Annotated in this window: 22 protein-coding genes; 13 read left to right on the forward strand and 9 right to left on the reverse strand. The window is 62.4% G+C overall.

Features of this window, described 5'->3' with window-relative positions:
* Positions 1-162 precede the first annotated feature (162 nt).
* The 8 genes from CRP40_RS09255 (at position 163) to uvsE (ending at position 9,386) form a co-directional block, all read left to right on the forward strand.
* Positions 163-606 carry a hypothetical protein gene (locus CRP40_RS09255; RefSeq protein WP_027914738.1) on the forward strand — a complete coding sequence of 148 codons (444 nt, stop codon included), beginning with the start codon at positions 163-165 and terminating at the stop codon, positions 604-606.
* Positions 607-717: 111 nt separating this feature from the next.
* Entirely contained in the window at positions 718-2,196 is a 1,479-nt protein-coding gene (locus CRP40_RS09260; RefSeq protein WP_027914737.1) for an MFS transporter, read from the forward strand.
* 82 nt (positions 2,197-2,278) lie between these two features.
* Entirely contained in the window at positions 2,279-2,659 is a 381-nt protein-coding gene (locus CRP40_RS09265) for a hypothetical protein (RefSeq protein ID WP_027914736.1), read from the forward strand.
* Positions 2,660-2,766: 107 nt separating this feature from the next.
* Positions 2,767-4,554 (forward strand): thiamine pyrophosphate-requiring protein, encoded by a 1,788-nt coding sequence (locus CRP40_RS09270; RefSeq protein ID WP_027914735.1) that lies wholly within the window; start codon positions 2,767-2,769, stop codon positions 4,552-4,554.
* Between the two features lie 97 nt (positions 4,555-4,651).
* Positions 4,652-5,158 (forward strand): (2Fe-2S)-binding protein, encoded by a 507-nt coding sequence (locus CRP40_RS09275; protein ID WP_023536023.1) that lies wholly within the window; start codon positions 4,652-4,654, stop codon positions 5,156-5,158.
* Entirely contained in the window at positions 5,155-6,156 is a 1,002-nt protein-coding gene (locus CRP40_RS09280; protein WP_027914734.1) for a xanthine dehydrogenase family protein subunit M, read from the forward strand. Before CRP40_RS09275 ends, CRP40_RS09280 begins: the two co-directional genes overlap by 4 nt.
* Entirely contained in the window at positions 6,153-8,345 is a 2,193-nt protein-coding gene (locus CRP40_RS09285; protein ID WP_027914733.1) for a xanthine dehydrogenase family protein molybdopterin-binding subunit, read from the forward strand. Before CRP40_RS09280 ends, CRP40_RS09285 begins: the two co-directional genes overlap by 4 nt.
* A gap of 27 nt (positions 8,346-8,372) precedes the next feature.
* On the forward strand, positions 8,373-9,386 hold the full coding sequence (uvsE, locus tag CRP40_RS09290) for a UV DNA damage repair endonuclease UvsE (protein ID WP_027914732.1): 1,014 nt from the start codon (positions 8,373-8,375) through the stop codon (positions 9,384-9,386).
* A 17-nt stretch (positions 9,387-9,403) separates the two neighbouring features.
* Here the strand turns inward: uvsE and CRP40_RS09295 are convergent, their stop codons facing one another.
* The 5 genes from CRP40_RS09295 to CRP40_RS09315 form a co-directional block, all read right to left on the reverse strand.
* A complete protein-coding gene (locus CRP40_RS09295; protein WP_027914731.1) occupies positions 9,404-9,631 on the reverse strand; it encodes a hypothetical protein in 228 nt (75 codons plus the stop codon).
* Positions 9,632-9,901: 270 nt separating this feature from the next.
* Positions 9,902-10,714 (reverse strand): exodeoxyribonuclease III, encoded by an 813-nt coding sequence (xth, locus tag CRP40_RS09300; RefSeq protein ID WP_027914730.1) that lies wholly within the window; start codon positions 10,712-10,714, stop codon positions 9,902-9,904.
* Positions 10,711-10,953: a hypothetical protein gene (locus tag CRP40_RS09305; RefSeq protein ID WP_023536082.1), complete on the reverse strand. Its 243-nt coding sequence runs from the start codon at positions 10,951-10,953 to the stop codon at positions 10,711-10,713. Before CRP40_RS09305 ends, xth begins: the two co-directional genes overlap by 4 nt.
* Positions 10,954-11,012: 59 nt before the next feature.
* Entirely contained in the window at positions 11,013-11,717 is a 705-nt protein-coding gene (locus tag CRP40_RS09310; RefSeq protein WP_027914729.1) for an SDR family oxidoreductase, read from the reverse strand.
* A gap of 84 nt (positions 11,718-11,801) precedes the next feature.
* On the reverse strand, positions 11,802-12,707 hold the full coding sequence (locus tag CRP40_RS09315) for a LysR substrate-binding domain-containing protein (protein WP_027914728.1): 906 nt from the start codon (positions 12,705-12,707) through the stop codon (positions 11,802-11,804).
* Between the two features lie 219 nt (positions 12,708-12,926).
* Here CRP40_RS09315 and CRP40_RS09320 point away from each other — a divergent pair, with 219 nt between their 5' ends.
* The 3 genes from CRP40_RS09320 to CRP40_RS09330 all read left to right on the forward strand — a co-directional run bounded on the left by CRP40_RS09320 (position 12,927) and on the right by CRP40_RS09330 (position 16,121).
* A complete protein-coding gene (locus CRP40_RS09320) occupies positions 12,927-13,376 on the forward strand; it encodes a GNAT family N-acetyltransferase (protein ID WP_080992878.1) in 450 nt (149 codons plus the stop codon).
* A gap of 126 nt (positions 13,377-13,502) precedes the next feature.
* Positions 13,503-15,356 (forward strand): ABC transporter ATP-binding protein, encoded by a 1,854-nt coding sequence (locus tag CRP40_RS09325; RefSeq protein WP_027914726.1) that lies wholly within the window; start codon positions 13,503-13,505, stop codon positions 15,354-15,356.
* 228 nt (positions 15,357-15,584) lie between these two features.
* Positions 15,585-16,121, forward strand: coding sequence for a WYL domain-containing protein (locus CRP40_RS09330; RefSeq protein WP_027914725.1), 537 nt, complete (start codon positions 15,585-15,587; stop codon positions 16,119-16,121).
* A 7-nt stretch (positions 16,122-16,128) separates the two neighbouring features.
* On the opposite strand, the gene CRP40_RS09335 is transcribed toward CRP40_RS09330, so the two are convergent.
* Positions 16,129-16,851: a hypothetical protein gene (locus CRP40_RS09335; protein WP_027914724.1), complete on the reverse strand. Its 723-nt coding sequence runs from the start codon at positions 16,849-16,851 to the stop codon at positions 16,129-16,131.
* 83 nt (positions 16,852-16,934) lie between these two features.
* Positions 16,935-17,237 (reverse strand): DUF3077 domain-containing protein, encoded by a 303-nt coding sequence (locus CRP40_RS09340; protein ID WP_027914723.1) that lies wholly within the window; start codon positions 17,235-17,237, stop codon positions 16,935-16,937.
* Between the two features lie 167 nt (positions 17,238-17,404).
* Here CRP40_RS09340 and CRP40_RS09345 point away from each other — a divergent pair, with 167 nt between their 5' ends.
* Positions 17,405-18,028, forward strand: coding sequence for a glutathione S-transferase (locus tag CRP40_RS09345; protein WP_027914722.1), 624 nt, complete (start codon positions 17,405-17,407; stop codon positions 18,026-18,028).
* Between the two features lie 32 nt (positions 18,029-18,060).
* On the opposite strand, the gene CRP40_RS09350 is transcribed toward CRP40_RS09345, so the two are convergent.
* The gene (locus CRP40_RS09350) at positions 18,061-19,230 is read right to left on the reverse strand and encodes an MFS transporter (protein ID WP_027914721.1); all 1,170 of its coding nucleotides are present in this window, start codon (positions 19,228-19,230) and stop codon (positions 18,061-18,063) included.
* 94 nt (positions 19,231-19,324) lie between these two features.
* Here CRP40_RS09350 and CRP40_RS09355 point away from each other — a divergent pair, with 94 nt between their 5' ends.
* The gene (locus CRP40_RS09355; RefSeq protein ID WP_027914720.1) at positions 19,325-20,236 is read left to right on the forward strand and encodes a LysR family transcriptional regulator; all 912 of its coding nucleotides are present in this window, start codon (positions 19,325-19,327) and stop codon (positions 20,234-20,236) included.
* Here CRP40_RS09355 and CRP40_RS09360 read toward each other — a convergent pair.
* Entirely contained in the window at positions 20,209-21,633 is a 1,425-nt protein-coding gene (locus tag CRP40_RS09360; protein WP_027914719.1) for an MBL fold metallo-hydrolase, read from the reverse strand. The genes CRP40_RS09355 and CRP40_RS09360 overlap by 28 nt on opposite strands.
* Between the last annotated feature and the right edge of the window lie 10 nt (positions 21,634-21,643).

A 21,643-nucleotide genomic window follows, 5' to 3' on the forward strand; every position in this document is an offset into this window, starting at 1 on the left:
CCGGTCAAGCGCCGGAACACCCGCAAAAAACCGCATGCCCTGCCAGGCGGTCGGTTGGCACTTCATCGCCCTAGGGAAAGGCCCGTTCGTCGCCTACAGGGCACGGCGTGGTAGTGCAGCCTGACGAACACTACGAGGACACCTCATAAAAGGAGCTTCATCATGACAATGCTAAAACCTTCTTCCTTGCTGCTTGCACTCTGCCTGGGTGCGTCCGCGCCAATGGTCATGGCAGCTACCAACATGAACGATCAGCACACCCCCAGCATGCAGTCGGGTGATCACGGGACCATGAATGGCACCGGCGGCGCTACCGGTTCCGGCACCCCAGGGGACGGCATGGGTACCGGCAGTGGCACCGGAAGCAATGGTACGGACGCCACGGGTGGCGATGGCACAACCTCAGGCTCGGGTACCGGTAGTGGGGCGAACACGGGTCCCGGCGGCACCGGGAGTGGCTCAGGCATGGGCGGTACCGGGAGCGGCGACATGGGCGGTAGAGGCGACATGGGCGGCAGCGGGGGTACCGGTATGGGCAGTGGGACCGGGAGCGGCGGTACAGGTGGCGGTACGGGCGGCGCAGGCGGCTCGGGTGGTGGTAGCTGATCATCAGGGGTACTTGATCATCGCAAAGGCTCACCGAGCCTGATACCTGGAATCTAAGGGCTGCTTCGCAGCCCTTCCTGTAAACGGCAGCGATAGAGGCTCGAGGCTGGCGTGACGACTAAACCTAGACACGGCACACATGCCAGCAGCCCCGATCAGCGGCTCTACAGCACGGATATTCCTGCCCGCCTTGATCGACTGCCATGGACCCGGTTTCACACGTTGCTGGTGGTGGCGCTTGGCATCACGTGGCTACTGGACGGCCTGGAAGTCACCCTTGCCGGGTCACTCGCCGGCGCCCTGAAGGACAGCCCTGCTCTGGCCATGAGCAACCGCGACGTTGGTCTGGCTGGCGCCATCTACATCGCAGGGGCGGTGCTCGGCGCACTCTTTTTCGGATGGCTGACCGACCGGCTGGGCCGGCGCAAACTGTTCTTCATCACTCTGGCGCTCTATATCGGGGCCACTGCAGCCACGGCATTTTCCTGGAATCTGTGGAGCTTTCTGGCATTTCGCTTTCTCACAGGCGCGGGCATTGGTGGGGAATATACGGCCATCAATTCGACCATCCAGGAGTTCACCCCAGCGCGCTATAGGGGCTGGGTCGATCTGACCATCAACGGCACATTCTGGCTCGGCGCTGCGCTGGGTGCAGTGGGCGCCATCGTGCTTCTGGACCCGTCGATCGCGAACGGCGACCTCGGATGGCGCCTCTGTTTCGGCACCGGCGCCGCGTTGGGATTGCTGATCATGCTGATGCGGCTGTGGGTGCCGGAGAGCCCGCGGTGGCTGATGATTCACGATCAGCCCGAAGCTGCTGAGCGTATAGTGGCCGATATCGAGCGCAAGTGCCGCGCTCAAGGCTTGAGACTGCCTGCGGTAGATGTTTCGCCCCTGCAATTGCGCACCAGGCATCACACGCCTTTGCCCGAGATATTTCACAGCCTGTTCGTGGTCCACAGACGCCGGGCCATGGTAGGCCTGACGCTGCTCACGGCGCAGGCGTTTTTCTACAATGCCATCTTCTTCACCTATGCCCTGGTGCTGACCGATTTCTACGATGTGCCCTCCTCCAGCGTTGGCTGGTATGTCCTGCCGTTCGCGCTCGGCAACTTCTGTGGCCCGCTGTTGCTCGGGCGGCTGTTCGATGTGCTGGGGCGGCGCATCATGATCAGCGCCACGTATGCCCTGTCGGGCATACTGCTGACCCTGAGCGGCTACCTGTTCGAACAGGGGATGATCGATGCCATCGAGCAAACGATCGCCTGGATGGTGATCTTTTTCTTCGCATCGGCTGCGGCCAGCTCTGCCTACCTTACTGTCGCAGAAACCTTCCCGCTGGAGATCCGCGCTCTGGCCATTGCCGTGTTCTATGCATTCGGCACAGGGCTCGGTGGCATGGTGGGGCCGACGTTGTTCGGTGCCTTGATCGAATCGGGCGAGCGCACCCAGGTCTGGTATGGGTATCTGCTCGGCGCCGCGCTCATGCTGGTAGCGGCATTCGTTCAGGCCGTTTACGGCGTAGCCGCAGAGCGCCGGTCACTGGAGCACGTTGCCCGTCCCCTTTCTCAGGTGGAGTCCGCCGATTAAAAGGGCCACCGCCCGTCCGCCAACAGGCACTTGAGCGCGTGCTGGCCTTCAACCCTATATCCATCAGAGAGGAGCGGCGACCATGGCACGCGGCGACAAGGACAAGTACACCCAAGAGCAAAAGCGCAAAGCCGAGCACATCGAGCAAAGTTACGAGGACAAAGGGCTCTCCAAGGACAAAGCCGAGGCGCGCGCCTGGGCTACGGTGAACAAGCAATCCGGTGGGGGCGACAAGCAAGGTGGCTCTGGCAGCAAGACCAGCAGTACGGACAAGGAAAGCGCACGTTCGGACTCTGCCAAACGAGCTGCCAAGACCCGTGAGGGGCACGCGCGCAACAGCTCGGCGTCCCTCGAATCGCAGACCAAGGAAAGTCTGCTCAAGGAGGCACGCAGCAAGGACATCAAGGGCCGCTCGACCATGACCAAGGCCGAGTTGATCGAAGCGCTGCGCAAGCACGGTTGATCTGCACGAACGGGTTATTCCGGTCGGCTGAACCGCTTCAAGTCCGTTGAAACTTTAGTATTCCCTGTCAAGTCCAGAACTTATCCGAGACGCGGCAGGAGAAGACAATGAGCGGCACTGTAGGCGATTTTCTGGTCGAGCGGCTGTACCAATGGGGCGTACGCCGCATCTTTGGTTACCCAGGCGACGGGATCAACGGTGTGTTCGGCGCCCTGAACCGCGCGGGCGGCAAGATCGAATTCATCCAGGCCCGGCACGAAGAGATGGCTGCCTTCATGGCCAGTGCCCACGCCAAGTTCACCGGCGAGCTGGGCGTCTGCATCGCGACGTCCGGCCCGGGTGCTTCGCATCTGCTGACCGGTTTGTACGACGCGCGCATGGACCATCAGCCGGTGCTGGCCATCGTGGGCCAGCAGGCGCGCGCAGCCTTGGGCGGTCACTATCAGCAGGAGCTGGACCTGGTCTCGATGTTCAAGGACGTCGCTGGCGCGTTCGTGCAACAGGCATCCACGCCTGAACAGGTACGTCATCTGGTAGACCGCGCCGTGCGCACGGCCGTTGGAGAGCGACGTGTGACTGCCGTGATTCTGCCCAACGATCTGCAGGACCTGCCCTACGAAGACCCGCCCCGCGCCCATGGCACCGTTCATTCGGGCGTTGGTTACAGTAAACCCAAGGTGGTCCCCTTCGATGCCGACCTGCAACGCGCCGCCGATGTGCTCAACGCCGGACGCAAGGTCGCCATCCTGGTCGGGGCCGGCGCGCTGGGTGCCAGTGACGAGGTAGCCGCAGTGGCCGAGCAACTGGGTGCTGGCGTTGCCAAGGCCTTGCTGGGCAAGGGCGTGCTGCCCGATGAGCTGCCGTGGGTGACTGGCGCCATCGGCCTGCTTGGGACGGAGCCGAGTTACAAGTTGATGGCCGAATGTGACACGCTGCTGATGATTGGTTCTGGCTTCCCGTATTCCGAATTCCTACCCAAGGAAGGTCAGGCGCGCGGCGTGCAAATCGACCTGCAACCCGACATGCTCAGCCTGCGTTATCCCATGGAGGTGAACCTGGTCGGTGACGCGGCGCAGACGTTGCAGGCATTACTACCTTTGCTGCACCCGCGCCCTGATCACAGCTGGCGCAAGAAAATCGAGAAGTGGCGCGCCAGCTGGGACAAGACATTGACCAAACGCGCGTTGGTCAAGGCCGACCCGATCAACCCGCAGCGAGTGGTGCATGAGCTGTCCCCGCGCCTGCCGGACCAAGCGATCATATCCAGTGATTCAGGTTCGTGCGCCAACTGGTACGCCCGCGACCTCATGATCCGCGAAGGGATGCAGTGTTCCTTGTCGGGCGGCTTGGCCTGCATGGGCGCGGCCGTACCTTACGCCATTGCCGCCAAGTTCGCCCATCCGACCCGGCCGGTGATCGCCCTGGTGGGCGACGGCGCCATGCAGATGAATAACCTCGCCGAACTGATCACAGTGGCCAAATACTGGCAGCAGTGGGAAAGCCCCACGTGGATCTGCGCGGTGTTCAACAACGAAGACCTCAACCAGGTGACCTGGGAGCAGCGCGTGATGGAGGGCGATCCGAAGTTCGAAGCCTCTCAGTCGATCCCTGATGTGCCTTATCACTTGTTCGCCATCTCGATTGGTCTTGAGGGTATCTACGTCGAGCGTGAAGAAGATGTCGCTCCCGCTTGGGAGCGTGCCTTGGCGGCCGATCGCCCGGTCCTGATCGAGTTCAAGACGGACCCCAACGTAGCGCCACTGCCGCCGCACCTGAAACTTGAGCAGGCCAGGAAGTTTGCGACCACCTTGCTCAAGGGTGACCCGGATGAAGCCGGCGTGATCGTGCAGACCGCCAAGCAAGTGCTGAGCGCGGTGCTTCCAGGCAAGAAATGACAAGGGCCTGGCGCTTGGGATGAACGTTCCGGGCGCCTGACCAGTCGCACTCCATAGACACAGCCTACTGTGCGCAATCGAACCGTGAGGACCTACCATGACTGCACTCCCTGAACAGGGCGCTGCACAGCAGACCCTGAACTTCACCCTCAATGGCCAACCCCAGGCCCTGACGGTACAACCCTGGACCACCCTGCTCGACCTGTTGCGTGAGCAGCTGGACCTGGTGGGCACCAAGAAAGGTTGCGACCATGGCCAATGCGGCGCCTGCACCGTGCTGCGCGACGGCCGCCGGGTGAACGCTTGCCTGACCCTGGCCGTGATGTGCGAAGGTGCCGACCTCGTCACCATCGAAGGCCTGGCCGAGGGTGACCAACTGCACCCCATGCAGCAGGCATTCATCAGTCAGGACGCCTTCCAGTGCGGTTACTGCACCCCTGGCCAGATCTGCTCGGCCGTGGGCCTCGCCAATGAAGGTCACGCCCATACCCGTGCCGACATCCGCGAGCAGATGAGCGGCAACCTTTGCCGCTGCGGCGCTTACAGCAACATCGTGGCCGCCGTCGAACAGGCCCTGCCGCTGATCAAGAGGGCACGCACATGACCCCTTTCAGCTACCACAAGCCTGCCTCGCTGGACGAGGCACTGCGCTTGACCAATGCGTCCTCGCGTTTTATTGCAGGCGGGACCAACCTGGTCGACCTGATGAAGGAAAATGTCGAACGGCCCGAGCGACTGATCGATATCACAGGACTGGAACTTGACCGTATCGAGTCCTCCAACGCGGGCGGTGTAATGATCGGCGCGTTGGTCAGCAACGCGGACCTGGCCTGGGACCCGCTCATCCGCCAGCGTTACCCACTGCTGTCGCAAGCGATCCTGGCCGGTGCATCGCCTCAGTTGCGCAACATGGCAAGCACCGGCGGCAACCTGCTGCAACGTACGCGCTGCTACTACTTCTACGACACCGGTACGCCTTGCAACAAACGCGAACCCGGCAGCGGTTGCCCGGCACGCAGCGGCTTGAATCGCATTCATGCGATTCTCGGCGCCAGCGAGGCTTGCGTGGCGACTCATCCTTCGGACATGTGCGTGGCATTGGCTGCCCTGAAGGCCGTGGTGCATGTGCAAGGGCCCGCCGCCAAACGCCAGATTCCGTTCGCCGAGTTCCATCGCCTGCCCGGCGATACGCCGCAGCAGGACAACCACCTGGCGCCTGATGAGCTGATTACCGCCATCGAGCTGCCTGATCAAGGCTTCGCCGAGCATTTCCGCTACGTGAAAGTACGTGATCGTGCCTCCTATGCCTTCGCGCTGGTCTCGGTCGCCGCTGCCCTGCACATCGAAGGCGGGGTTATTCAGGAGGCCCGCATCGCCTTGGGTGGCGTGGCCCACAAGCCATGGCGCAACGAAGCTGTCGAAGCGATGTTGCAAGCAAAGGCGCCCAGCACCGAGCTCTTCACGCAAGTGGCCACTGCCCTGCTGCAAGGGGCACAACCCCTGAGCCAGAACGGCTTCAAGGTGCAACTGGCACAACAAGCCATCATTCGGGCATTGAACGAGGCCGCCGCCGGCGGCAGCCTCGAGGGGGACGCGCAATGAGCAAGGTAGTAGGAACCCCAGCGGACCGCGTCGACGGCGCAGCGAAGGTCACCGGCCAGGCACGTTATGCCGCCGATTACCCGGAAGAAGGCCTGCTGCACGGCAGCGTCGTTTCCAGCACCATCGCCCGCGGCCGGGTGGTCAAGGTCAACAGCGACAAAGCGCTACAGGTGCCAGGCGTGGTGGCAGTACTGGACCACATCAACCGTCCGCGCATTTCCAGCTACGACGATGACTACAGTGACGATGATGCAGCCGAGGGCTCACCCTTCAGGCCGTTGTTCAATGACCGCGTGTTCTACAGCGGTCAGCCCGTCGCACTGGTCGTCGCACAGACGCTGGAAATCGCTCGGCATGCGGGCTCGTTGGTCGAGATCCAGTACAGCCAGGAAAGGCATGAATCTGACCTGGAAAAGGTACTGGGTCAAGCGCACGAGGCGCCGGCTGAAACACCTGAGCCCCGTGGTGACTTCCCAGGCCAGTATGCCAGCGCCCCTACCCGCGTGGACGCCACCTACTGGACGGCCAACGAACACCACAACCCGATGGAGCCCCACGCCTCCACCGTGTGCTACCAGCTCGATGGTAGCCTGGTCATCCACGACAAGACTCAAGGCACGCAGAATTGCCAGGAATACGTGCACAACGTATTCGGCATGCCCAAGGAAAAATTGCGCGTCAAGGCAGCCTTCGTCGGTGGCGCCTTCGGTTCCGGCCTGCGTCCCCAGTACCAGCTGCCCCTGGCGGTCATGGCTGCCCTGCACCTGATGCGCTCGGTGCGCGTGACCTTGACCCGCCAGCAGATGTTCACCTTTGGCTACCGTCCACGCACACAGCAACGCCTGCGCCTGGCGGCCGATGAGCAAGGCCGCCTGTCTGCCATTGGGCATGACGCCATCGGCCAGACGTCACGGTTTGAAGACTTTGCCGAGCACGTCGTCGAGTGGAGCGGCATGCTGTACCAATGCGACAACGTCGCGTTGAGCTACCGCTTGGCCCCACTGGACGTCTACACCCCATTGGACATGCGCGCGCCGGGTGCAGGTTCGGGCATGCTGGCGCTGGAGTGCGCCATGGACGAACTGGCCTGCGCAACAGGGCTGGACCCGGTCGAGTTGCGGCGACGAAACTTCGCCAGCCACAATGGCAATGAGGGTAAGCCTTACTCGAGCAAGGAATTGCTAGCCTGTTACGCACAAGGGGCCGAGCGTTTTGGTTGGGCCAAGCGCCAGGCTGCGCCCGGCTCGATGCGGGACGGCAATCAACGCATAGGCTGGGGCATGGCCGGCGGTGTATGGGAAGCCATGCAGATGCAAGCCAGCGCCAAGGCGCGTCTGGGCTGTGACGGGCACTTGACCGTCAGCAGCGCCACCACGGACATCGGCACCGGCACCTATACCGTCATGACGCAGATCGCTGCCGATGCCGCGGGCCTCGACATGGCCGATGTCACGTTCCTGCTTGGCGACTCCTCCTTGCCCAAGGCTCCGTTGCAAGGTGGGTCGTTCACCGTGTCCTCCGTCGGTTCTGCCGTGCGCAAAGCGTGCCTGGAGCTGCGCAAGCAGGTTGTCGAGCAAGCCAGGCAACAGCACCAGAGCCTGGCCAGCCTGGAGGATTCCGACTTCTTGATCGCAGATGGCCAGGTGAGCGCCGGTGAGCATTCGTTCGCCCTCGCCGACCTGCTGCCCAGTGCCCAGCAGGCCTGCTTCGAGGTGCAGGTCGAGGCGGGCCCTGACGACAAGCGCAAGCCCTACTCCACTGCCACCCATTCGGCGGTCTTCGTCGAGGTATCGGTGGACGAAGACCTGGGGACCGTGCGCGTCAAGCGCGTGGTCAGTGCGGTGGCTGCAGGCCGGGTCGTTAACCCCAAGACAGCGCGCAGCCAGATCCTGGGGGGCGTGGTGTGGGGCATCGGCATGGCGCTACACGAAGAAACCCAGACCGACCATGCGCTGGGCCGCATCCTCAACCACAACCTGGCCGAGTACCACGTGCCGGTGAATGCCGACATTGATGATATCGAGGTGATCTTTGTGGAAGAGCACGATGATGTGGTCAACGAGCTGGGCTCCAAGGGCGTGGGCGAGATCGGCGTGGTAGGTGTCGCTGCGGCCGTGGCCAATGCCATTTATCACGCCACCGGCAAGCGGGTCCGCGAGTTCCCGATCACCTTGGACAAGCTGCTGTAAACGGGCCCTGCCCTCTGGAGTAATCGCATGCCACGCCTGGGTTTCGCCTGCATGTACCGACACCCGCACCGCAGCTTGTCGGTCAAGGAGCTGGAGACCATCGAGCGTACGTTCAACCCGCGCAGCACGACGCTGCGTTGGGTTTCGGGCGCCTCCCGCGAGGCGGCTCGGAACAAGTTGCTTGAACTGGCGGAACACAACCTCCAGGCCCAGCTGCGCTTGCTCGACTATGTGGCCCAGCTGCCCCAGGCGCTGCGCATGCTGCGCCTGAGCAGCGACCTGCTGCCGCTGTACAGCCACCCTAGCGTGGCCCACGTGTACCGCGAGGCCGACTTTCAAGCGCTGATGGCCGAACGTTTCGCCGCCATCGGTGCTTTCGCGCGCGCCAGGCAGATACGCCTGTCATTTCACCCTGGACAGTACTGCGTGTTGGGCTCGGACCGCCCCGAGGTGGTGGAGAACAGCCTGGCCGAATTCGAATACCATGCCGACATGATCCGCATGATGGGTTACGGGCAGGTCTTCCAGGACTTCAAATGCAATGTGCACATTGCCGGCCGGCTGGGCGGTGCGGGGATTCGCACCGTATGGCCACGCCTGTCCGAGGTGGCCCGCAATGTGATCACCTTCGAGAATGACGAGAAGACCTATGGGCTCGACGACTGCCTGGCGTTGGCTGACCTGGCGCCGGTGGTGCTGGATATCCACCATTGCTGGATTCATGAGGGTGACTACATCGACCCGGGCGATACGCGAGTTGAGCGGGTGATCGAGAGCTGGCGCGGCGTACGCCCCACCATGCACTACTCTCAGCCCCCGGAGCACCTGCAGGCGCTGGGGTTCGGGCCTGATCGCAAGCTGGTGATCGGTGAGTTGCTGGAACAGGTGAACAAACGCGATCTGTACGCCCACAGCGCTCGCATGTGGAACCGCTGGACGAACCGCTACGCACTTCAGTTTCTCGACAGGTTCGACATCATGTTCGAGTCCAAGGACAAGAACCTGGCCACGCTTGACTACTTCAACGACTACCTGGCTTGATCGGGCCGGGCAGGCCCTCAGCCGCTTCCGGTCAGGTCACCGGCCACTTCGCAGCCGTTGTGACAGCTGCACTCGTACTCGGCCTGAGCGCGAGTAGGCAGGTTCAGGCTCAGCCTGACCTTGTCCTGCGTGTCGTACAGGTCGTAGCCCTCCCCCAGTGATGATGGAAAGCCGAGTCGCCGTGGCAGCCATTCTTTTGTTTGCGGTACAGCTGGAACCACAACGAATCGCATCTGCATGATCATCCCTCACCGGCCGTTCCTTAGTATTAGTCACGCTAAGAGAAAGCATCAAGTAGACTCATGCATGTTTATGACGTTCATTAAGTCGTACGCGCAAGTAACTGGCTGTAAGCGCAGCTTTGACGCCTGGCCAGCGCTCCCCCTGTGGGAGCGCCCTTGCCGGGGCATCGGACCGCTCCCATAGGGGAACTCAAGAGATGATGGATGGGGTACAGGGCAGCTGGAAAGATGCGTATAGGATCGTGCAATCAGGCGCTTGAGCTCCCGACCTTATTAGCTGACTCCAGCCGACTTGCGGCTGCGCCGACTCCCCAACTCGATCCAGGTCGGGGCATGGTCACTGGCCTTGGGCTCATTGCGCACCCAGGCATCGACGCCCGCTCGCTTGAGGTACGGCGCCAGGTCCCGGCTGAGCAGCAGGTGATCGATGCGCAGACCCGCATTGCGCGCCCAATGGTTGCGGAAGTAGTCCCAGAACGTGAACACCTGCTCTTGCGGATGCAGGTGCCGGATAGCATCGATCCAGCCGCTGGCCAGTAAACGCTCGAAGCAATCGCGCGATTCGGGTTGCAGCAGCGCATCCTTTTGCCAGGACTTGGAGTCGTAGATATCCAGGTCCGTGGGCACGACATTGAAGTCACCGGCCAGGACGGTGGGGTGACCACTGCCCTGCAACTGCCGGGCATGCTCGATCAGGCATTCGAACCAACGCAGCTTGTAGTCGAACTTCGGCCCTGGTTGCGGGTTGCCGTTGGGGAGGTACAAACACCCTATCAACACCCCATGCACCGCTGCCTCCAGATAGCGGCTCTGGGTGTCGTCCTCCATGCCCGGCAAGCCTCGCCGGACCTCGAGCGGCTCGCTGCCGCGCGCCAGGATCGCCACTCCGTTCCAGGCAGGTTGGCCCAGGTGCAGATACCCGTAGCCAGCGGCTTCCAGAGCCTCACCCGGGAACTGATGGTCGGGTGCCTTGAGCTCCTGAAGGCAGACCACATCGGGCTTTTCACGTTCGAGCCAGGCCAGCAGTGCAGGCAGCCGGCTGCGAATGCCGTTGATGTTGAATGTGGCAATCCTCAGCGCTTTCATGTGTCAGGGTCGATTACATGGGCGCGCACGGCATCTTCGAGGGCATGCACATGCGCCTGGTCGGCCAAGGCCTTGAGCGCCAGCCAATCGTCCCAATCGATGATGCCATCGTCACGCAACGCTTCGGCGGTACGCACCAGTTCATGGTGGTAGGCATCGGGTGACTCACGGCGGTAGCTGATGTCGTCGTACTGCGCGTACCAGGCCGCGAGTTCAGGGATACTGCGTTCGATACTCATCGCACTGCTCCTGTGAAACCCTTTGGGGTTGTGAGCCTGCCTTGAGCGCATCGTTCAACTCAGACGCTTCGCGTCACGCCACCGTCGACCCGGATATTCTGCCCGGTGATGTAGGCGGCGCCGTCACTTGCCAGAAACGCGACCGTGGCGGCAATTTCGTCGCTGCTGCCATAGCGCTTGAGCGGCACGCTGTCGCGACGCTGCTCAAGGGCCGGCAAGCTGTCTATCCACCCCGGCAGCACGTTGTTCATGCGCACATTGTCACGTGCATACGTATCGGCGAAAAGTTTGCTGAACGCAGCGAGCCCGGCACGCATCACGGCGGAAGTGGGAAACAGATCACTGGGTTCGAAGGCCCAGGCACTGGAAATATTCACGATGACCCCGCCGCCCTGGCGCTGCATCACCGGCGTGACCAGGCGTGTCGGCCGGATGACGTTGAGCAGGTAGGTCTCCATGCCGGCATGCCAGTCGGCGTCGCTCAGTTCCAGCACAGGCCCCCGAGGCCCGTGGCCAGCACTGTTGACTAGCACGTCGATGCGGCCCCACCGCTGCATGACTGCCTCGACCAGCCGCTCGAGGTCCTCCATGCACTGGTTGCTCCCCGTCACGCCCAGCCCGCCCAGCGTCATGGCCAAGGCCTCTCCTTTGCCAGAGGACGAAAGAATCGCGACCTTGTAGCCATCGGCGGCCAGGCGCCTGGCCGCCGCCGCGCCCATACCGCTGCCACCTGCGGTAATGATTGCAACCTTTTCGTTTGTCATGCTGCCTCCTGTGATGGGCATCGAGTGGGTACAGGAACCAGGCTACCAAGGAGCAGAGAAGCGAGGGAGATAGCTCCCAACGCGTCAGCCAGTAGTTTTTCTATCGCCTGCGTCTGACCTGAGCCAGTCGATGACCCACTGCAGCTGCTGCGCGTCTCGAGCTTTGCGTGGCCACACCAGGTAGAACGCCTTGTCTGGGCGCAGATGCGATTCGGCAACCTGGACCAGGCGCCCTGCGTCGATCTCCTGAGCCACGAAGGCGCGTTCTGCCAGCGCAATGCCCTGCCCGCCAATGGCCGCGTCTATGGCCAGTGATGTCTGGTTGAACTGGACTGACCTTGCACCAACGGCGGGGTGACCGGGATAGACCTGCGCGCGATAAGACGGCCACAAGTCGTGGGCATCACACAGAGCTACATAGCGCTCCAGTGTTGCGAAGTCTTCAGGCGGGCCAAGCGCCGCTACCAGGGTGGGGCTCGCCACCGCGATGATCTCCGAACCCATCAACAGTGCCTGCTCAAGCCCTGGCCCGAAAGGTGGCCGCCCGTAACGCACGGCAAGGTCGACGCCGTCGGTATGAAAATGCGACAGACGATCGGTGGCCAGTACTCGCACATCCAATGTCGGGTAGCGCTCGGCCAGTCCACCGAGCCTGGGGATCAGCCACTTGGCGGCGAAAGTGGGTGTCACGCTGACGGTGATATGGGAAGGCGCAGGGCGCAGCCGGCGCGTTGCCTCATCGAGCATGGCCATTGCCGTACGCACGGTCTCGCTATACCCGCGACCAGCGTCGGTCAATGCCAGGCCTCGAGGCAGGCGTTCGAACAGGCGTACCTCCAAGGCGCGTTCCAACCCCCGAATCTGCTGGGCCACGGCGGGCTGGGTGACACCCAGCTCTTCGGCGGCCAGGCCAAAATTGAGATGCCGCGCCACGACCTCGAACACCCGCAGGGCGCCAAGGGACGGCAACTCGGAAAAAACGGCAGGCATAGGGGGTAGGCGATCCAGGCTGGGCAGGTTGGCACGAGGCTAGCCCCATCCGTGCAGGAAGTCGATGAGCGTCCAGGACTGGGTACTCGCCTGGTGATATGGAATCGATCAGCAACTCTCCGGCTGCACGCTCAAGCAGGCACGAATACACTCCTTTGCAATTGCCAGAAAGAAGCGCTGGTACTATTAGCTCACCGCTTGCCCACACGGACCGTCAGCATGCAAATACGCACCCTCTCTCGCCATGAACTCGATCAGGCCAATGCTCTGTGCATGGCTTCGTTCATGCATTCGGTAGCGCCACTTTTGCCTGCGCAGGCCATCACGACATTCACCGAAGTGGCGAGCGTGAACGCCTTTGCAGAGCGATTGCAAGGTGACAACCTCATGCTGGTGTGCGAGGTCCAAGGAAGGCTTGCGGGGCTGGTCGAACTCAAGCAAGGCCGTCATGTGGCAATGCTCTTCGTATGCCCCGCTCGTCAGCGCCAGGGTATCGGCCGACGCGTGATCGAGGCCGCTCTCGGCCATGCCCGCAGCCAGACGGTTACGGTAAGCGCGTCGCTGCCATCGGTGGCGGCCTATCAGCGTTATGGCTTCAGCCAGGCAGGTGAAGTTGGGGAGCACGCGGGGCTGATTTACCAGCCAATGCAAAAGGTCTTGAGCATGTGAAGCCTCACGCAGGCCCATGGCGCTGAAGTTTTTGATCAGATGGACACTCATTGTGTCTATGTAAAGGCGGGCACTGCTGGTGAAGTACCAGGGCAGCCACGCCATTCGTTTTTCCGGAGACACTGCATGCTTCGTATCTTTGAGCGTAGGCTCGACCCTTTCCCTCCCGATGAGGTGCCGCCGCCCCCCGTTGGCCTCATGCCTTTCCTGTGGGCGTGCACCCGTGGGGCGCGCGGCTACATTCTTGCGCTGGCCCTGCTCAGCGCTAGCGTGTCCCTCTACGAAGCCTGGCTGTTCAGCTTCCTCGGCCAGGTGGTGGACCTGCTGTCAGCCTGGCAGGCCGGCGACACCGCTGCCGCCCAGGAAAGCCACGTGTTGTGGGGCATTGGCATCGTGCTGGTGATCAGCATCGGCCTGGTGGCGCTACGCACCATGGTCCAGCACCAAGTGCTGGCCATCAACCTGCCGCTGCGACTGCGCTGGGATTTTCACCGGCTGATGCTGCGCCAGAGCCTGTCGTTCTTCTCCGACGAGTTTTCAGGGCGCGTCACCACCAAGGTCATGCAGACTGCACTGGCCGTGCGCGAGGTGCTGTTCACGGTCATCGAGATCCTGCCCGGCATTGGCGTTTATTTCATCGCCATCATCGCCCTGGCCGGCGGCTTTGCCTTGAAACTCATGCTGCCGTTCATTGCCTGGCTGGTGCTATTCGGGCTGGCGATGGTTTATTTCGTTCCACGCCTGGGCGCAGTAGGCGAAGAGCAGGCCCACGCGCGGTCGTCGATGACCGGGCGCATTTCCGACGCCTACACCAACATCACTACAGTCAAGTTGTTCTCGCACTCCAAGCGCGAAGCCCATTTCGCCCGAGCGGCCATGGAGGACTTCAAGCAGACCGGTTTCCGGCAGATGCGTCTGGTGAGCCAGTTCGAGATCGTCAACCAGGCGTTGGTGGTAGGGCTTATCCTTGGTGCAGGCGGTTATGCGCTGTGGCTGTGGCACCAGGGCCAAGTGGGCACCGGCGCTGTGGCGGCCATCACTGCCATGGCCCTGCGCATCAATGGCATGTCGCACTGGATCATGTGGCAGATGACCTCACTGTTCGAAAATATCGGCACACTGCAGGACGGCATGGCCACCCTGACGCGCGGTCCGAAAGTGCAGGACGCCCCGGACGCCACCGCTCTGGTGACCCGTGGTGGCGCAGTGACATTCGACAAGGTCAGTTTCAACTACAACGGTGAGCGCCAGGTACTGACCGACCTCAGCCTGGACATCAAGCCGGGTGAGAAAGTGGGCCTGGTCGGCCGCTCCGGTGCTGGCAAGTCGACGCTGATCAACCTGCTGCTGCGCTTTTACGACGTGGACAGTGGCCAGATCCGTATCGATGGCCAGGATGTAGCCAAGGTCACCCAGGACAGCCTGCGCAGCGCCATCGGCATGGTGACACAGGATACGTCACTGCTGCATCGCACCATACGCGAGAACATCGCCTATGGACGGCCGGACGCCACCGACGCGCAAATCCAGGCCGCCGCCCGCGATGCGCAAGCCGACGGGTTCATCAGCCAGCTCAGCGACCAACAGGGCCGCACCGGTTACGACACCATGGTCGGTGAGCGCGGTATCAAGCTGTCCGGTGGGCAACGTCAGCGCATCGCCATCGCCCGGGTGATGCTCAAGAACGCACCTATCCTGCTGCTTGACGAGGCAACCAGTGCACTGGATTCGGAGGTAGAGGTCGCCATCCAGGAAAGCCTGGACGAGATGATGGAGGGCAAGACTGTAATTGCGATTGCCCATCGACTGTCTACGATCGCCGCCATGGATCGTCTGATCGTGATGGATGAAGGGCGCATCATCGAGCAAGGCACCCACGCCCAGCTGCTCGAGAAAAACGGCACCTACGCGCGCCTGTGGCAGCACCAGAGCGGTGGTTTCCTTGGCGAAGACCAGGGTATGGCGCACGCGCTCAACTGAGTGGGCGCACGCTGACCCGTTGCCTGGACGGATGATGTTCGAGCGTTAACCCATCGCCCCTGTGTCGTTGATCGGGGGCGATGGCGTTGCAAGTACGAAGACACCGTTTGCGCTCGTCGCTTGCCTCACGGGTATGAATGACTTGGTTCAAAACCTGCGAAACGGTATCCTCCGGTAGCTTAAAGCCACCAGTTAGGCATTCATTGTCTGCCCCTCAAGGAAGAGCCTTTGCCCAGTCAGTCATCGCGTCACACCATCGCCCGCCAGTGGGAACTCCTCAAGCTCCTTCCGGGCCGCGATCCCGGCATGAGCTGCACGCAGTTACAGGCGGCACTGTCGAGCGCGGGCCATGCCACGACCAAGCGTACGGTCGAGCGTGACCTGGTGGAGCTGGCAGGACTGTTCCCGTTGCAGTGCAACAGCGCGTGCATGCCGTATAGCTGGCACTGGCAGCCCGGACGCAAATTGCGCGATGGGGCACCGCCCGCGCCAGGAGATGCGCCCGCTCAAGTGGAATTGCACGCCTGGGTGGACGAGTCGCTCTACCATCATCTGGAGATGCATCCGCTGGGCACAGGTATGCGCCTCACATGCCTGCCCAACGGCGGTGCCATCCTGGTCACAACGGTAGCGGATGATCGAGCGTTGATGGGCTGGCTGCTGTCCCAGGCCGGAGCGATCCGCGTTCAGGGGCCGCAGTCGGTGCGCCTGGCCTTGCTGGAGCACTTGCGTCAGAGCCTGGCACTGCACGACACCGGCGCTTGAGCAATGCCTAGGCCGACCGCCGGCGGGACAGGCAGGCGTAACCCAGTGCCAACACGCTCAACCCCATTACAATCAACAGCCCCATCAGCTCTGTGCTGTAGCGGGCAGCCCAGGCCGGGAAGCCGGCGACCGACTGATACACCTGCACATCCGCCGTCCCCTCGGCATAGCTGATGCCTACCCCACTCTGGCGAATCTGCGAATAGTCAGCATCGAAATACACCCAGACCTTGCTGGAGCCGCCGGCCTCGATCGCCGGGATCTCGAGCTGAGCGGTGGCCGCCTCGAGCAAGGTGTCATTGCCGGCCGAATCCCGGATCTGCACCAGGCCTTTGGAGGGCAAGCGGATCCTTACCTGATCCACGGGGGCATTGCCGGTGTTCTGCAACTCGATGAGCAAGCCGGTCCGGTGGTCTACCAGGCCGGCCTCGAAAGGTTTTGCAAACAGCTGGGCATAAGGCGCCTGTGCCATCTCCACCAGCCGGTCGACCTGGTCGCGGCTCAGTTGACCTTGGCCGATCGTGTTTATGCGTGCACTCAACTGCTCGTACTTGAGCTGCTCGCTGGCTTTGCTGATACGCTCGCTGAACTGTCCCGGATAGGTCAGGTACGCGTAGGTCAGCGACGCTTCCAGGCGCGGGTTGCCCATCACTGCCTTGTAGACGAACAACAGGGCCGCCAGCCCGATCAGAACGGCTACGAGGAGTTTCCCCACCTTGTCCCAGCTCAATGCACTCTTCCTTTTGTCGAGTTACAGGCGATACGCGCCGCCAAGGGTGCCAAGTTCGCGGCCCCCAAGCAAGCGCCTGACCGCTATCGTTCGACATCGTCCTCACGAACATGGCGCAACGCCTGTAATTGCCCGTCGATGAGGGCCTTGGCCATTGCGGCCAGGTAGCAGGTGGCGAGCATTGCGTTCTTGCGGTCTGCAGGCTTGTCGATGGCCTTGCGGGTAAGCTCGGTGATGCAACCCATGATGACGGATGCTTCCACTAAGGCAGTACGCAAGGGCAACGCTGGCTTCATCTGGACCAGGTCGGTACCGGCGCTCGCGAATCGACGGGTTGCGTTGACCACGGTGGGGCCTTGGGGGGGTCTGGTGATGTCATTGTCCATGCTGTTTGCTCCCTGTCTGGAGAGCCGAGACTAGGCAGGTGCTTCCCTGAGCACAACGAGCAGCAAGTACCTGCGCGCAATTTCAGAAAGGGCCTACACGATCGCTACCTCTTGACCGTTTGCCGTCGGTCACCGAGGATCGAAGCTCCGCCTACAAGGATGTCAACATGCTGCGCATACTGGGCAAAGCCTCATCGATCAACGTACGCAAGGTACTGTGGGCGTGCGCGGAGTTCCAGGTCCCATTCGTGCGGGAGGACTGGGGAACGGGCTTCCAGGCTACCGACAGCGAAGCGTTTCTGGCGCTCAACCCCAATGCCATGGTGCCGGTCATCCAGGACGGCGACTTCACCTTGTGGGAGTCCAACAGCATCATTCGCTACCTGGCCAATTGCTATGGCCCAGCAGCCTTCTACCCGGGGGAGGCCCGTACTCGGGCCAGGATCGACCAATGGATCGACTGGCAGGCTTCGGACCTGAACGCATCCTGGCGCTACGCGTTCCTGTCGCTGGTCAGACACTCCCCCGCCCATCAAGACCCGCATGCCCTGGCCAACGCCTGTGCCGACTGGGGGCGCAATATGCTCATTCTCGAGCGCCAGTTGGCACGCACCGGCGCCTATATAGCCGGGCGTGACTTCACCCTGGCCGACATTCCCATAGGCCTGTCGGTCAACCGCTGGTTCGAAACGCCGCTCGAACACCCTCACCTGCCTGCCCTACGCGATTATTACGAGCGCCTGAGCGAGCGCCCGGCCTATCACGAACATGGGCGTAACGGCACGCCTTGACAGCTAGCACAGCCTTCGCGAAGGCGCATGCCTCAGGCCGCGACCTGGGTAACCTGGTGACGACCACGCCAGGCGAACGTCAGCACCATTATCAAGCCCAGCGCTGCGGTGCCTGCGCCCGCCAGCGCGATGGCCGAGTAACCGAGGCCGCCATTGATCACGGCGCCCCCCAATGCAGCGCCGATGGCGTTGCCCAGGTTGAAAGCACCGATGTTCACGGCCGAGGCCAGGTTGGGTGCATCCTTGGCCGCCTCCATCACGCGCATCTGCAGGGGCGGAACCAGGGCGAAACTGGCTGCGCCCCAGACCAGGATGGCGCCGGCAGTAAGCAGGGATGAGCCCATTACGAGTGGGAACACCAGCAGTACCGCGATCAATATGGCGAGCGAGACAATCAGGGTTCGATCCACGGACCGGTCCGCCGCTTTGCCGCCCCAGACGTTACCCAGGGTCAGGCCAACACCAAACAGCACCAGCATGGAGGTGACGAATGCGGTAGACGCGCCGGCTTCGTTTTGCAGGATGGGCGCAATGTAGGTGAACACCGTGAACATCGCGCTGGAGCCCACCACGGTCAGGAGCAAGGCTGCCAACACAGGCCCACGTGTCAGCACGCGTATCTCGGCCAGCGCACCGTCGCCCTTGGGCGATGGCACATTGGGCAAGGCATACCACAGCGTGGTCATCGCCACCAGGCCGAGCCCGGCTATGCCCCAGAACGCCGTGCGCCAGCCGAGCAACTCGCCGAACCAGGTTGCCAGGGGGACACCGCCGATGGTGGCCAGCGTCAGGCCCATGAACATCGCGGCCACGGCGCCGGCACGTTTCTCGGCGGGCACCACGCTGGCCGCGACGATGGCACCTATACCGAAGAAGGCGCCGTGGTTGAGGGAGGTCACTACCCGTGCGACCAACAGGCTGGCGTAGTCGCTGGCCAGGGCCGACATAAGGTTGCCCAAGGTGAAGATGGCCATCAGCCCGATCAGCAGGTATCGGCGCGGTACGCGTACGGTTGCCAGGGTCATGAGCGGGGCGCCGATCAGCACACCCAGTGCATAGGCGCTGACCAGCAGACCAGCGGCCGGAATGGACACACCCAGGTCAGTGGCAATGTTGGGCAGCATGCCCATGGGAGCAAACTCGGTAACCCCGATACCGAACGCGCCCATGGCGAGTGCTACAAGGGGTGGATTGATACGCATGGCTAACTCCTTATCTGTGCCGTGAATGCTACGATCTGTTTCACCAAGGCACTAGATAGCGATTGTGCGAACCACCTTTGCGTACGAGGCACAAATGGATCTGACAGGACGATCAGGTGAGATGGAGGTGTTCACCCAGGTGGCGCAAGCAGGCAGCCTGTCGGCAGCCGCCCGTGCATTGGGCCTGACACCCTCTGCCGTCAGCCGCATACTGGCGCGCACCGAGCAGCGTCTTGGAACACGGCTGATGCTGCGTACCACGCGCGCCATTACCCTCACACCCGAAGGCGAGACTTATCTACGCGGGGCACGCCGCGTGCTGACAGACCTTCAGGAGGTGGAGCAGGCCATTACGGACCAGGGCGTGCCCCGTGGTCGAGTTCGCGTCAGCGCTGCACTTGGGCACGGCCGACTGCGCATCGTCCCCTTGGTGGCGGCGTTCAGCGTGCAGTACCCGCAGGTATTGGTCGACCTGACCCTGAGTGACGAAGTCGTTGATGTGCTCGGTGGCCAGGCCGATGTGGCTGTGCGCTTCGGCACGCTGCCAGACAGCTCTCTGAATGCTCGGCAAATCGATGAAACGGGCCAGGTGGTCGTGGCCTCGCCAGACTATCTGAGCCGGTGGGGAACCCCTTTGCTACCCGAGGACCTGGCAAAGCACAACTGCCTGCGATTCAACTTCAGGCGAGCCACGTCGGACTGGCCGTTCGTACGTGACGGTCGCGAGTTCGCACTGAAGGTAAGCGGCAACATCGAGTGCAGCAGCGGCGAAGCCCTGGCCCAGTTGGCCAGGCTGGGCGCAGGCATCGCGCGGATAGGCACCTTCACCGTCGCCGATGACCTGGCCAGCGGCCGCCTGGTGTCACTGTTCGAGGCCTTCAATCCAGGTGACCGGGAGCCCATCCACGCCGTTTTCGCCGGTGGACCGAACATGCCTGCACGCGTGCGGGTGTTCGTGGACTTTCTGGTCGCTAACCATCAGGGGATGTGCACACGTCCCTCGTGACCGCTCTCGCGATAGCGCGCTTGCAGAACGCCGGCCAGGCACTGCTTGGCCTCAGGCTCTCCGTGTATCAGGCGAATATGCGACGGCCAAACCTGCATTCGCGTGACGAAACCGACCAGATCCGCCTGGTCGGCATGGGCTGAGTAGCCCTCCACACGCTCGATCCCGGCACGAATGTCTATGCGTTCGCCGTCCAGCATGACGTACCCGCCTTCCGGGCCGTGGGTCAGGATGTCCCGGCCAGGTGTGCCATGGGCCTGGTAACCGACGAAGACCACATCGTGCCGGGCATCACCTAGCATCGCCTTGAGGTAGTTGACGATACGCCCGCCCGAGCACATGCCATTGCCCGCGATGACGATCGCCGGCCGAGCCGTTTCGGCCAGGTGCTGAACGATGCGTTGGTGCTCCTCATGGCTGTCGATGGTGATCAGTTGCTTGAAGGACAGGGGTTTGCGCCCTTCCTTGATACGGTCCTGGGCCGATTCGTCCCAATACCCTTGCAAGCCCTTGTAGACCTGCGTGAAGCGGCTAGCCAGCGGTGAATCGAGAATAATCGGCAAGTGTGGCCAATCCACTTCCGGGCCGCTGTTGGCCTGATCGTTTCCCGCCAATTCGTGCTCGTGGAGGATTTCTTCTAGCTCGTAGAGCAAGTCCTGGGTGCGGCCGATGCAGAAAGAAGGGATCAGCACCGTACCCTGGTCTTTCAGCGCGCGCTCGATGACGGCCTGCAAGCGTTCACGCCGGTGCTTCCGGTCGGTATGCCGACGGTCACCGTAGGTGCTTTCCAGAATCAGCAGGTCAGCCCGCTCGGGAGGCGTCAGGTCTGGCAACAGTGGCGAATGCGGCGCCCCCAGATCACCACTGAAGACCACCCGTTGGGCAGTGGCGCCTGGCCTTTGCATGTCGAGTTCCACATACGCCGAACCCAGCACATGGCCGGCCGGTTGCAGCCTGACCTTGCAGTGGGCAGCCTCGGTTTCGTGAAGCGTGAACCAGTTGCCGTAGGGCAATGCGATGGTGCGCTGCTCCACAACCTTGAGATAGCGTTCCAGTTGCTCGGGATCGTCACTGATACCGAGCCGGAACGCGTCTTCGAGTACGATGGGCAACAACTGAGCTGACGGTTCGCTACACAGGATCGGTCCCTCGAAACCCGCAGCCAGCAGATGAGGGATTCGCCCAACGTGATCCAGGTGTACATGCGTCACGATCAGGGCCTTGACGCCATCGATGGCGAAGTCGAGGGCCAAGCCCTCCCCGCCTTGATCTTCGTCCTCGCCTTGAAAGGCGCCGCAGTCGATCAGCAAGCTGGCCGTCTGGTCCATCCAGACTTGATGGCAGGAGCCGGTCACGCCCTCACGGGCGCCGTGGTGAATGATTTCTGGGTGGTCCATGATGGCTAGC

Origin of the sequence: Pseudomonas sp. URMO17WK12:I9, assembly GCF_900230165.1 — a bacterium.
Classification (GTDB): domain Bacteria; phylum Pseudomonadota; class Gammaproteobacteria; order Pseudomonadales; family Pseudomonadaceae; genus Aquipseudomonas; species Aquipseudomonas fulva.